Origin of the sequence: Paenibacillus foliorum (assembly GCF_013141765.1) — a bacterium.
Classification (GTDB): domain Bacteria; phylum Bacillota; class Bacilli; order Paenibacillales; family NBRC-103111; genus Paenibacillus_S; species Paenibacillus_S foliorum.
This window is the reverse complement of the sequence record NZ_WHOD01000020.1, coordinates 28,463-42,989: the sequence shown is the minus strand read 5'-3', so window position 1 is coordinate 42,989 and position 14,527 is coordinate 28,463. Positions and strand designations below refer to the sequence as shown.

Annotated in this window: 16 protein-coding genes; 4 read left to right on the top strand and 12 right to left on the bottom strand. The window is 46.9% G+C overall.

Annotated features, from left to right (window positions below):
- Positions 1-19 precede the first annotated feature (19 nt).
- The gene (locus tag GC093_RS05625; RefSeq protein ID WP_171650892.1) at positions 20-1,030 is read right to left on the bottom strand and encodes a medium chain dehydrogenase/reductase family protein; all 1,011 of its coding nucleotides are present in this window, start codon (positions 1,028-1,030) and stop codon (positions 20-22) included.
- Between the two features lie 177 nt (positions 1,031-1,207).
- On the opposite strand from GC093_RS05625, the gene GC093_RS05620 reads away from it, so the two are divergent.
- The 3 genes from GC093_RS05620 (at position 1,208) to GC093_RS05610 (ending at position 3,747) form a co-directional block, all read left to right on the top strand.
- A complete protein-coding gene (locus tag GC093_RS05620) occupies positions 1,208-2,155 on the top strand; it encodes a hypothetical protein (protein WP_171650891.1) in 948 nt (315 codons plus the stop codon).
- Positions 2,156-2,330: 175 nt separating this feature from the next.
- Positions 2,331-2,540, top strand: a complete 210-nt coding sequence (locus GC093_RS05615; RefSeq protein ID WP_171650890.1) for a hypothetical protein — start codon at positions 2,331-2,333, stop codon at positions 2,538-2,540.
- A gap of 226 nt (positions 2,541-2,766) precedes the next feature.
- Positions 2,767-3,747 (top strand): phosphotransferase, encoded by a 981-nt coding sequence (locus GC093_RS05610; protein ID WP_171650889.1) that lies wholly within the window; start codon positions 2,767-2,769, stop codon positions 3,745-3,747.
- 101 nt (positions 3,748-3,848) lie between these two features.
- Here GC093_RS05610 and GC093_RS05605 read toward each other — a convergent pair whose 3' ends face one another.
- The 7 genes from GC093_RS05605 to GC093_RS05575 all read right to left on the bottom strand — a co-directional run bounded on the left by GC093_RS05605 (position 3,849) and on the right by GC093_RS05575 (position 9,417).
- On the bottom strand, positions 3,849-4,076 hold the full coding sequence (locus tag GC093_RS05605) for a cold-inducible protein YdjO-related protein (protein WP_171650888.1): 228 nt from the start codon (positions 4,074-4,076) through the stop codon (positions 3,849-3,851).
- 240 nt (positions 4,077-4,316) lie between these two features.
- Positions 4,317-4,817, bottom strand: coding sequence for a YhjD family protein (locus GC093_RS05600; RefSeq protein ID WP_171650887.1), 501 nt, complete (start codon positions 4,815-4,817; stop codon positions 4,317-4,319).
- The gene (locus GC093_RS05595; protein WP_171650886.1) at positions 4,814-6,082 is read right to left on the bottom strand and encodes a DNA polymerase IV; all 1,269 of its coding nucleotides are present in this window, start codon (positions 6,080-6,082) and stop codon (positions 4,814-4,816) included. Before GC093_RS05595 ends, GC093_RS05600 begins: the two co-directional genes overlap by 4 nt.
- 79 nt (positions 6,083-6,161) lie before the next feature.
- On the bottom strand, positions 6,162-6,368 hold the full coding sequence (locus GC093_RS05590; protein WP_171650885.1) for a WYL domain-containing protein: 207 nt from the start codon (positions 6,366-6,368) through the stop codon (positions 6,162-6,164).
- A gap of 229 nt (positions 6,369-6,597) precedes the next feature.
- Positions 6,598-7,560 carry a Gfo/Idh/MocA family protein gene (locus tag GC093_RS05585; protein ID WP_171650884.1) on the bottom strand — a complete coding sequence of 321 codons (963 nt, stop codon included), beginning with the start codon at positions 7,558-7,560 and terminating at the stop codon, positions 6,598-6,600.
- A gap of 79 nt (positions 7,561-7,639) precedes the next feature.
- Positions 7,640-8,470 (bottom strand): sugar phosphate isomerase/epimerase family protein, encoded by an 831-nt coding sequence (locus GC093_RS05580; RefSeq protein ID WP_171650883.1) that lies wholly within the window; start codon positions 8,468-8,470, stop codon positions 7,640-7,642.
- 143 nt (positions 8,471-8,613) lie between these two features.
- Complete coding sequence (locus GC093_RS05575; protein WP_171650882.1) at positions 8,614-9,417, bottom strand: helix-turn-helix domain-containing protein; 804 nt, start codon at positions 9,415-9,417, stop codon at positions 8,614-8,616.
- Positions 9,418-9,648: 231 nt separating this feature from the next.
- On the opposite strand from GC093_RS05575, the gene GC093_RS05570 reads away from it, so the two are divergent.
- Complete coding sequence (locus tag GC093_RS05570) at positions 9,649-10,329, top strand: SOS response-associated peptidase (RefSeq protein ID WP_171650881.1); 681 nt, start codon at positions 9,649-9,651, stop codon at positions 10,327-10,329.
- Positions 10,330-10,349: 20 nt separating this feature from the next.
- Here the strand turns inward: GC093_RS05570 and GC093_RS05565 are convergent, their stop codons facing one another.
- The 4 genes from GC093_RS05565 to GC093_RS36295 are packed head-to-tail and all read right to left on the bottom strand — an operon-like array spanning position 10,350 to position 14,302.
- On the bottom strand, positions 10,350-11,570 hold the full coding sequence (locus tag GC093_RS05565; RefSeq protein ID WP_171650880.1) for a Ger(x)C family spore germination protein: 1,221 nt from the start codon (positions 11,568-11,570) through the stop codon (positions 10,350-10,352).
- Positions 11,560-12,657, bottom strand: coding sequence for a spore germination protein (locus tag GC093_RS05560; protein ID WP_171650879.1), 1,098 nt, complete (start codon positions 12,655-12,657; stop codon positions 11,560-11,562). Before GC093_RS05560 ends, GC093_RS05565 begins: the two co-directional genes overlap by 11 nt.
- 23 nt (positions 12,658-12,680) lie before the next feature.
- Positions 12,681-14,171 (bottom strand): spore germination protein, encoded by a 1,491-nt coding sequence (locus GC093_RS05555; protein WP_171650878.1) that lies wholly within the window; start codon positions 14,169-14,171, stop codon positions 12,681-12,683.
- 5 nt (positions 14,172-14,176) lie between these two features.
- Entirely contained in the window at positions 14,177-14,302 is a 126-nt protein-coding gene (locus tag GC093_RS36295) for a hypothetical protein (RefSeq protein ID WP_281365160.1), read from the bottom strand.
- Positions 14,303-14,527: the final 225 nt, after the last annotated feature.

The window sequence follows — 14,527 nt, the reverse complement described above, 5'->3', positions numbered from 1 at the left end:
AGGGATTCCTCCTTCCTTTTTATAAACCAATAAGAACAACCTTCCCAATAGATAACGATTTTTCAAGCAGCTGCTGCGCATATGCCGCTTCAGACAACGGAATTCGGTGAGAAATCGCTGGATTTATTTTCCCTTGCTCCAACAACGAGAAGAGTAGACCCACATCCTCCCTGAACCAATCTGGATTCTCTTTTCTTAAAGCTGTAATACTATATAAAAAAGCAGGGTTTCCTTTATCCGTTTGTTTAGTCTCCGATAAAACAGACCAATCGTTCACCCAATTATCGCGATTCGCATTTCCCAAAACAGAGGTGTAGCCGTAACCGACAAACCGCCCCTTCTTACCTAAGGTTTGAAAGGATCGCTGCCAATTCGCTCCCCCTACTGGATCAAACACTGCATCCATTCCTTCAGGCACCAAACGATCGAGCACTTGGACAAAATCGTCATTTCGATAGTCGATCGGCGTTGCTCCAAATTGTGAAACGCTAGAGTGCTTGCCTAAGGAGGCTGTGCCGAACATATTTACATTTGCCAGCTTTCCAAGCTCTAGCAGCGCGGATCCTACACCACCACTTGCTCCATGGATCAGAATGTTCTCCCCCTCGGAAACCTTGGCAATACGGTGAAGCATTTGATAAGCTGTTACATAGTTGAGAATAACCGCAACAGCTTGCGCGGCATCGATAGACTCAGGGACAGGGAATATATCCTTCGGCGTTGCATACACATACGCTGAATAACCGCCTGTGCCATCAAAAAAGGCACCGACCCGCTCCCCTTTGGAATACTGTCGCATCCCTTCTCCCAATTCGTCCACAACTCCAACAATATCATATCCCGGTGTGAACGGAGGCGTTGGCGATAGCGGATATACGCCCTCTCTTCTCATAATATCAGCAAGAGCGACTCCAGCACTCTGAACCTTAATGCGGAGTTCTCCCTTTTGCGGCATACGAAGCGGCTCCACTATTGTATTAAGAACTTCCGAACCTCCATACTGGGTTACAACGACACGTGTGTTTAACATAAGCCATTCTCCTCCAACTGGATACCTGATAATGGTATTGTATCGGTTAGAGTAAACTCTAAGTCAAGCACATTTTTCGGGCTAGTCTATTTGTAATTTAACTATAAGAAACCGAAATGCAAAGCTTGCGTAATGAAAATAAGGCTATTTACAAAAAAAGAAAATGGAGGATTCCCCATGCCAGACTCATTGCACTACCGATTAATGGATGCGAAGGAACGGAAATTCCGCCTTCACAAGGCGGAACGCCGAAAAGAGGAGCTGCTGAAAGAATCTCGCAAGCAGGAGCGGCTCATCATACAGCTCGAGCTGCAATTGGAATCGGAGCAATTGGATGTGGACAAATTGACGCGGATGTCTCTTGCGAACCTGTTTCACACGATTCTTCGCAGCAAAGAAGAACAGCTGGAGATGGAGCGTCAGCAAGCGCTGGCTGCCGCACTCAAGCTGCAGGAGGCGAAGCAGGTGCTCACGGACCTGGAAGCTGGCTTGGAACAAGTCGGCAACGATCTCACGGACTACCGCAACGCAGAGCATGAGTACGAGAAGCTCATGGCTGAGATAGAATCCGTCCTGCGCAGCGAATCTTCATCCTCCGCTAACCTGCTGGCAGAGATGGATGGGCAGATCTCGGATCAGACCGTTCTTGTCAAAGAACTCCTTGAAGCATTGACCGCCGGACGGCGTGTGCTGACTTCCCTGGAGGATGCTTCTGCAAGTCTGGAGAAAGCGGAAAATTGGGGGAAGTGGGACATGCTGGGCGGCGGTACTATCAGTACACATCTGAAACACAACCATGTGGATGATGCGAAACAGTATATTCATAATGCAAACCGTCTGTTGCTGAATTTCCGCGATGAGCTGGCTGATTTGAAGCGAAGCGTGGACATTGAAATTGAAATAAGCGGACTGCTGAAGATGGCCGATTATTGGTTCGATGGACTGATTACCGATTGGGTCGTCCAAGGTCGAATCCAAAAAGCTCAAGATCAAGTTCTCAAGGCGATTCATCAGATACGCATCATTGTGAGCCAGCTCCAAACGGAGTGTTCTGTCGCCGAGTCGGCACTAGCAGGAATGAGAACGAAGCGCACCCTGTGGATTGAGCAGTGCAACCTTGACTAGCCACCCCTATGCAGGGTGAACTGTCAATATCCCTCACCTCTCTTAAGGCAATGATGCCTCCTATTAATGCGAAACGGCAGCACAATTTGCTTGAACATTACCATTTTTACATTGCGCGATCCTTGTTGTATATTATATGATAGGAACTAACGTTCTGGATCTGGGATGATTTGCGTTGCAAATCAAAAATATAACAGCAGGTGATACCATGGAGACCAATAACTTCTACAATGAACTACGAGTAAAGTACCAAGATGAAGACCGCGCCAAACTCATCATGCAGCAGCTAAGAACCTACCAAGAGAATAAGCGTCAGCGAAAATGGTGGCAGAAAATAGATTTGCGCCAGAATATCAAAGTGAAACCAAAATCATGGAATGAATAATGCCTGCTATGCGGCCATTTTGTTTATTTTATCGGATAAAGGCAGTCACCTTTAACATACTGGATTCCCCCTACCCCAATCTCAGACGACCCGATCTCAGCCTTAATGGATTGCAGCTTACTTCCTGCCTATTCTAATATAGCCATCATTTACATTCCCTTTTTATTCCATATGAGATAGGATAACGATGCACTACCCCTTTAGTGGCTGAAAGGAAGATACAACCATGGTCCATATTCCTGCTCTGCATACCGTGTTCCGAAAAGAGGAGCTATTCAACATCATCGCTAAGCTCTACGACATAGGGACTCCCATCTCAAGCCGATTTGTTTTAAACGGCCTCAACGATACCTACATAGTCGAAACAGATCGAGAGTCATTCGTTCTACGCATCTATAAACATCAATGGCGCTCGGAATCGGATATCCTCTATGAACTGGATTTCCTGGTCCATTTGCATCGCCGTAATATTCCAGTTTCAATACCGATTCCACGACTTGACGGCGCGTGGCTGACAGAGCTGGAAGCGCCGGAGGGATTGCGGTACGCGGTATTGTTCACATTCGCCCAAGGAAAGACGAAAGTCGATACGGATACGAGTCGAATGTATGGACGATCAATCGCCCTCCTGCACCGTGCTGCAGACGAGTACGTGCCGCTTCACAGTCGTTTTTTGCTCGATACGAAGCATCTGCTTGACGAACCTGTTCAGCACACCCTCCCTTTTTTGCGGCATCGCCCGGATGATTATGCATTTGTACAGGAAGTGTCCAGCCGTTTAAAGGGCTATCTCGATGCATTTCCTGAAGATACCCTCGATTGGGGAGCTTGTCACGGAGATTTACATGGCTGGAACGTTCATTACACAGATGCCGAAACACTGACACATTTCGATCTAGACTGCTGTGGCAAGGGATGGCGCTCCTATGATCTCTCTGTTTTTCTATGGTGCCGAGTCGAATCCCGCACTAAGCAGGAGGAATTTAAGGATGAATGCTGGGATGCTTTTCTCGATGCGTATGTGAAGGAACGTCCTCTAAAAGAGTCTGATCTCGAAGCGATTCCAATCTTCGTAGCAGTAAGGCAAATATGGTTGATGGGGCTGCATACGGGGAACAGCGCCATCTGGGGCGCTTGGCAAGACGACAGCTATTTTGACCGAAAGCTCAAGTTTCTTGACGCTTGGGTTAAGGCTTATAAGTTATAGTACCCTACAACGCCTCAGTACGTAAAAATTTCAAATTTTCATATATGACAAAAAAAGCTGCGTCACGGCAGCCCTTCCCTATAATTCCTGCTATATTGTTTTTAAGCGCGTCCCTTGCCTACAAGAAACTTTTTGTTACCTTTTTTATTTACAACCGGCACATGCTTATAGCTCCGTACCATCGGATTTTTACATAAAGGACAATCAGGCAATTCTTCCTTAATAAATTCCTTACGTGTCCATGCTTTGCACTCAGGCTGCTTACACTTCCAAATTTCTATTTGTTCCAATTCTTGCTTCTGTTCCTCATCTAAAGTCGTGGTTGCCATTTTTCAATCAGATCTCCCTGCATCAATTTCTAGACTACCTATTATGATACAGAAGATATCAATTAGCAAGCCCCAAGTACTAAATAACACTCCGAGAAAAAGAAGATGTGAACCTAACGTGAAAAGTTATGTTCAATGCCTCATACCCATCTTACCTGTGAACAGTGTCAATGAGTCCCCGCCTAGAATCAAGCAGGGACCGGCATCACTTATGGCTAAGCTATGTTTGCGTTAAATAACTTAATGGGACATGTCGGGCCGCTCCCTCATTTCATTAAGTAAAGCCTTTACGAACTCCCCCATCATAATGCTAATCCTGGATTTCACTACATCTCTCATGATCGCAAACGGATACTCGTATCCGCGGCACAGATATTTATAGTGCAGATCATCATCCGGACGCGCATCTTCAAACACCTTTATTTTCCTTGCCTTCAACTCATTCCTGTTCTTAACTATTTCCGAATGAATCCTTTGCATGAGAATTTGGGTGGCTGCTACATAATATCTTTTCAGCATGTTCGCTGATACCTCGAATTCTTTCCCATTCCTCTCCACCATTGTTAGCATCATCGGTAGAAGGATTGAATTCAGTATCATCTCATGTTCTTCAGCAGTTGGTTTTTGCACTGGCTTTGATTCTGGCTCTGGGTTTTGTCGGTTTATCAAAGCCTCCTTATGCTGCGGCAGCATCATTCTTGACGACTCCCAACGTCCGTTGCCTTCGAGCTTTTTACTCATTTATAGTGCCCTCCTATCTTGAGAGATCGGTGCTGTGCCTGCCCTGCTATCCCAGCAGACGAAGCCCTGATAATTGCTGCACTACCGAATCGGTCCTTGATGTAGTCAGTCGCCTTCTCTAATGCTCTCTGCCTCTCTTGATTATCAAACATGGTTAGTTGGTACTCTTCGTCCTTGACGAGACCGCTTATAGTCACCCCTGCCCGTCGAACGGGCATACCATCCCAGAACCGATAGAATAAAGAGCGAGCTGCTTTATAAACGGTATCGGTGTTGTTCGTAGGATCCGGCATTGTCATTTGCCTGGAGAAGCCTGTGGGGGCATCGAAAGGACTGCACATACATCCTACCGTCACGGTTGAACCCATATATCGTTTACGTCGTGCATCCCTGCATATTTCCTCAGTTAATTCCAAGAGTATCGTATCGATCTCTTCCCCTGTAACGTAATCTCGTGGCAGAGTCATCATATGACCTATAGATTTGGGTGCCACACGATGCGTGCTCGGGGTTACCCGGCTATCATCAATACCATTGGCCGTTTGCCAAAGCAGGTCTGCATGAATATCAGCATTTTTTCCGAATTTTGCCTTCAACAAGCTTCTCAGCCTCGGTAAAGGGGTTTGGGCCAGATCCCCAATGCTGTGTATCCCAAGCTGGAAGAAGTGCTTTTTCATCCGGCTCCCTACCCCGAACATCTTTTCAATCGGCTGCTTCCAAAGGTCTTCTGATATAGTTTCTTTGGGCATCATATAAATGCCCTCTGCGTTCTTCTTTGCAAAATTGTCACAGGCCATCTTTGCGAGCATCTTTGTTGATGAAATTCCCACTCGGGAAAAGACGCCTGTGGCGAGTTTAATTTGAGTTTGGATCTGTTTGGCCATTTCAGTAGGCGAACCAAACATCCCTACAGAGTTTGTTACGTCCAAAAACTGCTCGTCAATGCTGAAGGGTTCAACCAGATCCGTGAAGGATTCATAGATTTCTGTGATCCTAAGCGAAACGTCGATGTACATTTGCATCCTTGGCTTGACAATGATCAGCTCAGGACACTTGGAGAGTGATTCCCCAAGCCGCTCCGCGGTAGTCACGCCATAGTCCTTTGCAATAGGACAAGCCGCTAAAATAATTCCGGAGCGTCTAGCGGGATCACCGGCGACTACAAGCGGCTTATCCTTGTACTCAGGGTGAGCTGCTTTCTCTACGCTTGCATAAAAGCTCTGACAATCCGCTAAAAAGATCACTCGCTGTTGTTTGCTTCCCATCGGTCATCATCCACCATCCGTTAAAATAATCCTCAAATACTGACTCTTGATACCGCGCTTCCGCAGCTCTGCGTTCCATTCATATAACAGACTTTTCTGTGGGCGCAACGGCCAGAATACAGCTTATTTTGAATAGACGCGGCGCTTTCCGCTCATAACAATAAGCAACGGCATGTTCATTGCTAAGCGAACGAAGCTTAATTAACCGTTTGGAGAACTTACCGTAGCGGTCCACATAGATAATCTCCACCATACAGCCCACATGCTTTTGTAAATCAATGCTCATACAAAACCACCTCAAATTAGGAACTGATGTTCGTATTTTTATTATATACCGAACAGCCCGTTCTTATGCAAGTGGAATTTATATACATTTTCTAACAAAGCCCCCGGTCATAAAAAAATCCCATCCCGATTGCGGTTCGGGATAGGATAGGACAGAGAAAGGCATTAAGCGGCAACGGGCTATCTTGACAGGCCCGCCACCCTTCAAAACTCGGAAGCTGCTATAAAACCTAAGCCAGATATACGGATTGGCCTGAAGCAGCCGACGAATTCGCAGCCAGCGTGACTTCCAGCGTTTTGACACCCTCGCTGTAGTCGGCTTTGATCAAACTGCGGTTGCCTGTATCGATCGCTTCGATAAACGCATCATCCTGGGCCTTGCTGTAATCGTCATCACCTTTGTAAACGATCGTTTGTTTACCTTCGATGATAGTCAATGTCTTACCCTCTATGGTCAAGAGGTAATTGGGACCCATCACCTCCAGGATCGAGCGGCCAACCGGCTGCGGGAAAAATGTCGTGTCGATATGGCCTACGGCCCCGCTGGCAAAGACGAAGCTCGCGGAGGTGACATCGGGGACGTCCACACCCGGCGTATCCTTCATGACAAGCAAATTCATATCTGCCGATACCTTCGTAATATCTCCGGCCAGACAGCGCATCATATCGACGTTATGCGTGGTCATTTCGACCAGCTGTCCGCCGGATTTATCCATAATTCCCCACCATGGCATTTCCGGCATTCCGCCGGAACGCAGGGCGCGAACCATAGCAATTTGCTTATCTTGCAAATACTCCTTCGCTTTATTCATTGCCTCAAGATAGCGCAAACAATACCCGGTGCCAACGATGACTCCGGCTTCCCGCAGAACTTCCGCTTTTTTCCTTACCGTATCCATATCCAGTCCGACAGGCTTTTCGACCAACATATGTATACCTCGGCTTGCTGCCGCCTCCTCCACTTGACCGTGAGCAAACGGCGGGACACAGACGATCAATCCATCCGGCTTCTCCCGGTCCAGCATAGCTTCATAATCGGTATACGCTTGACCGCCGTTAAGATCGGCCATTTTTTGTGCATGTTCACGAACCACATCGCAGATCCCAACAATCTCTACCTTCGGATTAACAGTAAGCGATTTCATATGATGCGCGGCAATACCGCCCGCACCGATAAATGCAATTTTCACCATAATTCATTGCACTCCCTCGAATGTCATCTATAAATAATATGAGTCAATCAACAAATTACCGAACCGTTTGGCCTGTACTTTAATGCGGCTTATCGCCCATGATTACGCCAATGTGCCTTGCTGTATCAAATACGAGCTGATCCGGCGCACTCGCGTAGGCCGTCAACTCGGCCGTCAATACATCGTTATAGCCGATCTCATTCAGTGCTAAGCGTACTTCCTTCCAATCGACGTCACCTGCAAGCAGTGGAACGAAACCGTTGCCGTTGCCTACGGCTGACTTGAAATCTTTGACATGCACCTTGCGGATCCGATGGCCGAGAATTCGGATCCATTGCTGTGGCAAACCGAACAACAGCGTATTGCCTACATCAAAATAAGCGCATACCAAAGGTGACCCGAAGTCATCAATGTACTTGGCCATTTCCAGTGGAGACCACATAAATTTATTCCATACATTTTCGATACCCATATGGATGTTCCCGGCTTCTAACGCAGGCAGCAGTTTGGAAAGCTCTGTCCGGCTGCGTTCGTAGCATTGCTCATACGCGACCTGGTCGTTCACCCTGCCGGGCACGACAAGAATGGTGTCCATGCCAAGCCATACAGCAATTTCAATTTGCTTTAGCATTGCTTTAACGCCCAGTTCGCGAACTTCCGGCTCCGGCGAAGACAGCGGATATTGGCCTAACAGCTCAGAAGAAAGAGTGCTAAGAGTTAAGCCGTAATGTTGAGCCAACCGCCCAATAGCTCTCGCTTCTTCCTCACTTGTGTCCATGGTCAGGCCGACGCCTCCCGGCGCGTACAGGTTCAGTTCAACTTCATCAAAGCCCGCTTGGCTGCTCGTTTCAAAAATTTTCTCAAGCGGAGTGCCTTTGGGAAAGCACCACTGATTAATTCCTTTTCTCATCGTGTATTCTCCCTCCCACCTATTTAAGGTGCAAGCCTTTGCATGCTTTCCCTTTATTTTGGGGTACATTAGAAGAATAATCGATTTGGGCTTGCTTGTATTTATTGAAATCGAAACACAATTTACACAAAACGTCATTATGCTTATCCTGAGAATTCATCCGTCTTTCTTTGCTGCATTTTGCGCCATTCCGATGGCGGCATACCTTCGACTTTTTTGAACCATAAGGAAAAAGAATGCAATCGGACAAATCCGATTTGCTCGGCAATTTCATTTAACTCTTTATTGGAAGAGCTAAGCAGCCACTTGGCCTCCGCCATTCGGCATTGCTGCAAGTACTGCTTAGGGCTCATATCGTATATCTCTTCGAATAACCGGCGAAACCCCGCTTCAGTCAGGCCAGCCAGCGTGGCCAAGTCCCCAATCTGCACCCCTTGACGCAAATTTTCCCGGATATAGTCCGCCGCTTTGGTGACGGTTAAAGCATGCTGATCGGTTTGCGAGTGCTCCAGCAGAAACAGAACGATCACTTCGACCCAAGCGATGTACGTCCTTATTTTTTTCTTTAACGGGCTAGCCAGAATACGCAAAAACTCGCGGAATAACCATTCGAACCGTTCCTTGTCGAGACGGGACAGGGCAATAACTTTGGGCATGGATCCGCTTTCAAAATCAGCTAAATGTTCCATGATTCGAGGCGGTATTTGCTCCAAATGCATGACGCCGTAGCGGTTTCTCTGCTTCCCTTCGAACCGGTGCAGCAAAACAGGGGGAACGATAATGACTTGACCCGCTTCCAAATTAAGTTTGCTCCCGCTCCATTCGAATACGCCTCTACCCTCCAGCAAAATGCTGATTTCCAAAGTCCGGTGCTGATGAAACCCGGCATCCGCCCAATCTGTATCTTTGGTAGCGACAAAACTTCGAACGTGAAAATCAGGTTTCATACGGATATCACCTACAGCCAACCTTGTTCACGCTCCCTCTTCTTTTACTGCAGCATGATTAACTCATCTTCATTTTAGCATGATTACCGGAACAAATGGCAAGGATGGAATGGTGGAATGACGGAATGGCAGATAACTGGGGGCAACTTGGATCGATTGGCCGTCTCTGGCCTGACAGGTAGCGGATAGCCGCATGTTTGACTTATACTAAAGTAAAAGGAGGGGTGTTCCATGTGCGGAAGGTATACGGTTACAGTAACAATTGAGGAACTCATGCTAAGGTTTCATCTGGAGCTGCCCACCCTCAAATATAACATGCCAAGGTATAATATAGCCCCCATGCAGCAGGTAATGGCGATCATACATGATGGGGAGCATAACCGGATCGGAGAGCTTCGATGGGGACTGGTTCCTTCGTGGGCCAAAGATGCGAAATCGGCCGCTTCCATGATCAATGCCCGCTCTGAAACGCTGGTAGAAAAACCGGCCTTCAAAAATCTTATTCATCGGAAGCGCTGCTTGATTCCTGCTGACGGGTTCTACGAATGGAAAAAAGAGGGCACAGCCAAGCAGCCTATGCGTATCGTGATGAAAGACCACCATATATTCAGCATGGCCGGATTGTATGATACCTGGATAAGCGATGACGGCACTAAGCTCAGCACTTGCACCATCATTACAACCGCACCGAACCGGTTAGTGGAACCGATTCACAATAGAATGCCTGTGATTCTGCGTCCCGAGGACGAACAGACCTGGCTGAATCGCAGCAATCAAGATGTCGGACAGCTAATGTCGCTTCTGAAGCCATATGATGACCGTGAGATGGCTGCTTATCCCGTATCAAGCACAGTCGGCAGTGTAAAGAATGATTCGGAGGATTGTATCGAGGAAGTTCCCGCCTTATTCTAGGTTTGCCTGATAGCCGCTGCTTATCTCTTAATGAAGCCCCCTGACGCTCCGAATTCTTTAATGGACAACTTCACATCGATTGTGACTGGAGCCTCGCTAAAGGTTTGATCCCAGTTGTCTTTGACCTGCTTCCATACTTTGGGATGGTCTATCCGCAGCCGGTTGCCAAATCCTGCAACATCGACTTGGTATTCGCCCTGCATTTTTTTCAACACATGATTCATCAATTGCTTCACTTGGGCTTCTGAAATTTTTTCCGCTTTTTTTAGAAACTCCTCTTTAAAAGGATTCCCTGAATCCAGCGAGCTCTCCATCAGTCGTCCATCCGATTCGATATTGACATGGAAAGAGATGTCATTGCCCTCAATATGGGGGGTGATCCTGCTGGTCATCCCCAATATTTCATAGGTGATGAGCTGGCCAGTCTTTTCATCATAGCTTTTTACTAAACCACCTTTTCCTTTTCCAGTTATCCAGGTTATCCCTTCTAGTTCTTCCTCATTCAAAAAACCAAGCAATTTCTTGGTCTTTCCTTGGATTATGGCAGCCCCGGCAAATTTCACTTCTTTATCGGTCGAGGTTACATTCTGCACTAGAAAGCTGGAGCCGGATTGCATCTTCCCCTGCAGCCTTGCAAACGACATTGGAGGTAAAATTCGGGTCGTCCGATACTGGTTGTCTATCATCCCAAACAAACGAAACGATGGAATTTCGGCTGCTCCCTTGGATTCCAGCGTATCCCGGGCCAAGCCAGTGCTTATTAATGCAATGCAGCTCGGCCTAATATCATTATCCCGGATAAAAAAATCAAGCAATTTCTCCAAGCTCTGCGCGCGCGCAAGCTCCTCTCCGATAACCACGACTTTCAGGTGATGGCCAATGAGCGGACGATCTGTCCTCAATGAAAGCTCACGTATCATCTCAAAGGCCGAATCTCCTTTTTCAGACAAATTCGTGTATTTCTCCTGCTTCGCCGTCCCTTCGTGGCCACTCACCGGCGCTGCAGCTTGAGGGTTAACAATTTGTACGGTCGATGTAATCAAGTTTTTTTCGGCACTGCCATGTCCTTGTTTATTCAAATCTTTTTCAACCTTCAATTCCTTCCCTTTATCTAAAGCAACACCTACGAAGACACTTAGCTCTTCAATCTCATTGCTGCTCCAGCATCCCGTAAGACATAGAAGCAGAGAAGCTGCCAGCGGAATCAAGAGCAATCGCTTATTATCGCCTTTATGCACCAAATTTCCCCTTCTTCCATCTTGAGAGCATTAAAAGAAGCAGCGGCATGCAGCCAAATAAATAAAGGCCAGCATTGCTGACCATATCCCCTAGCGTGAATAAGTCAAGAATATTTTTGGGGAACATCGAAATGATGAAAATAACCGGTACAAGCCCGAACATAAACGGCTGAATCTTCTTTTTGAACAGCTGGGCCAGTCCTAAAGCAGCCGTATAATGAGTAAGCGAACACGTGGAAAAAATCTGCATAATCCAAATGACGAGCAGCAAAGATTCAAAGCGTTCAAAAATTAAACCTTTGATCTCAAAGCTTCTTACGAGGTCAAGAGTCGGCCAGGCTCTTGTTATTACACCATCCACCGATAAACCGCCGATGACCATCACGACAGTAAACAAGTAAAAGATCAGAGGAACCGTCGTTCCAACCAAAACGACTTTTACCGCTTTATCAGGATTTTTCATAAATACCAAGAGGATTAACATGATCTCAATTCCTGCAAAAGTAAGAGCGGTTGTTTTTACCCCCTTTAAAACAGGCATAATCCCCTCTCCCAAGACCGGACGCAAATTATCCAACTCAAATATGCCGAAGCTCATCAAGGTAACCAGCAAGAAGATAATGCCCGTGATGGGTAAAATGATCTCATACAACCGGGCCATCGGATTGATACCGCCTATAATCAAGTAAAGACTCACCCACATAAAGGCCATCGTAATAGCCCAAACGGGAGTGCCCTCCAACAAAAACAGCTTGGCTACTTCCACCATCGCTCTGAGTTCATAGGCAGATATGGTAAAAAAGTAACAAATAGCAATAAAGCTAAGAACTCGACCAAGCCATCTTCCAACCAGGTCCTGGCTGAACTGAAAAAAGGTTTTTCCGGGATGCTGCTGAGCCAGCTTCACCATAATGACCCCTGCCAGCATCGCAAGCAGTCCACCTATAATAACGGATATCCATACATCCGGCGTTTTCACCACATCCACAGCGGCTCGGGGCAATGTGAATATCCCTGCTCCAAGCATATAGTTGATAAGAACAACAGCTGCCTGCGGAGTAGTAATCCGGTCTAAGGGGTTGCTATTCATCCTGATTCTACTCCCCTTTCATTCTATCCCTTTCTCAAGGGATCTTTCGTATGCATCATTTTCGGCCGGCGCTTCATCATCATAAGCGGCATCCGAAGCATAAAATCTTTCCAATCATTTAAACGATAAGGGACAGCCGGACTCGCATAGGGTACGCCAAAGCTCTTGAGCTTCACCAAATGACTGCACAGCAGGATGAAGAACAGAACGACTCCGTACAAGCCAAACACCGCGGAGGAGAACATGGCCGCAAATCGAAGAATGCGAAGCGCTAGCCCGGCGTTATATTGCGGAATGGCAAAGGAAGAGATAGCAGTAACCGCCACTACAATCACCAAGACTGGGCTGACAATACCTGCTTGAACAGCCGCTTCACCAATGATCAAACCGCCTACAATCCCCATCGCAGGACCGATCGGCTTCGGTAAGCGCACCCCGGCTTCCCTTAAAATCTCGATAGCTATTTCCATGATAAGAGCCTCAATAAGTGCAGGAAACGGCACACCTTCCCGCGTGTGAACAATAGAAATGACCAGCTTGGTCGGAATCAAACCCGGATGAAACGAGATAAAGGAAATATACAAGGCAGGAAGCAGCAGTGAAATAAGTGCCGCCCCAAAGCGCAGTAGACGGATGAGCGTACTAGGAATCCAGCGTTCATAATAATCTTCCGGTGATTGCAGCAGCATACTGAACGTAACCGGAACAATTAAGGCGAACGGAGTCCCATCCAGCAAGACAGCTACCCGCCCTTCCATCAATGCTGCGATGACGCGGTCGGGCCGCTCTGTGCTTTGTACTTGCGGAAAAGGGCTAAGGTAATTATCCTCAATGAGCTGCTCGACATAGCCGGATTCCGGTACATCGTCGATGTCGATTTTTCCAATCCTTTTCTTTACCTCTTCCACTAGCTCCGTGTTAGCTACATCATTAAGGTAAGCAACGACAAGCTCTTTTCTGGCACGCTTCCCCACCTGAAATTTGATCAACGTTAGACTCTCATTTTCCCCATGTCTGCGTAGAAGAGCTGTATTATCGCTCAAGGATTCCGTGAACCCAACCCGCGGACCTCTAATCAGCGCCTCAGAAACCGGCTCTTCAATACTGCGTGTTTTTCCTTTCGTTGTACTGAGAAGCAGCGCATTGGAATATCCTTCGATGAATAGTGCAGTTGAACCAGCCAACACCTTCGGGATCAAATCCGCTATCGTGCAGACTTCTACTATTTCACTAATGGACAGAATATTATTTATAACAAACTCTTTCGAAACGTTTCCATTTATCAAAAATTGTGATTGATTAAGGGAGTCCGGAAAGGAGGCCATCAACGATTTCAAAATATGCTTTTCGATGAGTTCTTTATCTGACAGTCCTTCAACAAAAATGAGGGCCGCCCTCGTGTCCGTCCTCCCTATGTTAAACTCCCTGAAGTGCACATCTGAGTTATGTCCGATGGCTTGCCTGACCAACTCCAGATCCAAAGTGAAACTGTCCGATTGCGATTTCCCGCTCATGCCTATCACTCTTTCTCTGACGTACGGATCCGATTAAACAAGCTTGAGATACCGTACGGAATAATAAAGGCTATAAAAGCCTGCATCCAAACCTCCCAATCCGGAAGAATGGAAATCACCTTTGCCCACATTCTAATCACCTGAATTCGGCCCTGTCATTTTGGTTCAATAGAAACTTCGCTGATACGAGCCATTCTTTCCTTATTTGCCCACTTCCAAACTCGGATTCTCTTACCTTTAAACTACTACCCTACCAGGTATGTCGGACACTCACCTGCCATAACAGTCGATTTTCTGTGGAACAACAAAAAACAGATCTACCCGCGTACGAGACAGATCCGTTCAATATTTTTTCT

What these genes read in the sequence shown, in the direction of transcription:
- GC093_RS05625 (WP_171650892.1), bottom strand. Translation starts at nt 1,030, where the DNA reads ATGTTAAACACACGTGTCGTTGTAACCCAGTATGGAGGTTCGGAAGTT.
- GC093_RS05620 (WP_171650891.1), top strand. Translation starts at nt 1,208, where the DNA reads ATGCCAGACTCATTGCACTACCGATTAATGGATGCGAAGGAACGGAAA.
- GC093_RS05610 (WP_171650889.1), top strand. Translation starts at nt 2,767, where the DNA reads ATGGTCCATATTCCTGCTCTGCATACCGTGTTCCGAAAAGAGGAGCTA.
- GC093_RS05605 (WP_171650888.1), bottom strand. Translation starts at nt 4,076, where the DNA reads ATGGCAACCACGACTTTAGATGAGGAACAGAAGCAAGAATTGGAACAA.
- GC093_RS05600 (WP_171650887.1), bottom strand. Translation starts at nt 4,817, where the DNA reads ATGAGTAAAAAGCTCGAAGGCAACGGACGTTGGGAGTCGTCAAGAATG.
- GC093_RS05595 (WP_171650886.1), bottom strand. Translation starts at nt 6,082, where the DNA reads ATGGGAAGCAAACAACAGCGAGTGATCTTTTTAGCGGATTGTCAGAGC.
- GC093_RS05590 (WP_171650885.1), bottom strand. Translation starts at nt 6,368, where the DNA reads ATGAGCATTGATTTACAAAAGCATGTGGGCTGTATGGTGGAGATTATC.
- GC093_RS05585 (WP_171650884.1), bottom strand. Translation starts at nt 7,560, where the DNA reads ATGGTGAAAATTGCATTTATCGGTGCGGGCGGTATTGCCGCGCATCAT.
- GC093_RS05580 (WP_171650883.1), bottom strand. Translation starts at nt 8,470, where the DNA reads ATGAGAAAAGGAATTAATCAGTGGTGCTTTCCCAAAGGCACTCCGCTT.
- GC093_RS05575 (WP_171650882.1), bottom strand. Translation starts at nt 9,417, where the DNA reads ATGAAACCTGATTTTCACGTTCGAAGTTTTGTCGCTACCAAAGATACA.
- GC093_RS05570 (WP_171650881.1), top strand. Translation starts at nt 9,649, where the DNA reads ATGTGCGGAAGGTATACGGTTACAGTAACAATTGAGGAACTCATGCTA.
- GC093_RS05560 (WP_171650879.1), bottom strand. Translation starts at nt 12,657, where the DNA reads ATGAATAGCAACCCCTTAGACCGGATTACTACTCCGCAGGCAGCTGTT.
- GC093_RS05555 (WP_171650878.1), bottom strand. Translation starts at nt 14,171, where the DNA reads ATGAGCGGGAAATCGCAATCGGACAGTTTCACTTTGGATCTGGAGTTG.
- GC093_RS36295 (WP_281365160.1), bottom strand. Translation starts at nt 14,302, where the DNA reads ATGTGGGCAAAGGTGATTTCCATTCTTCCGGATTGGGAGGTTTGGATG.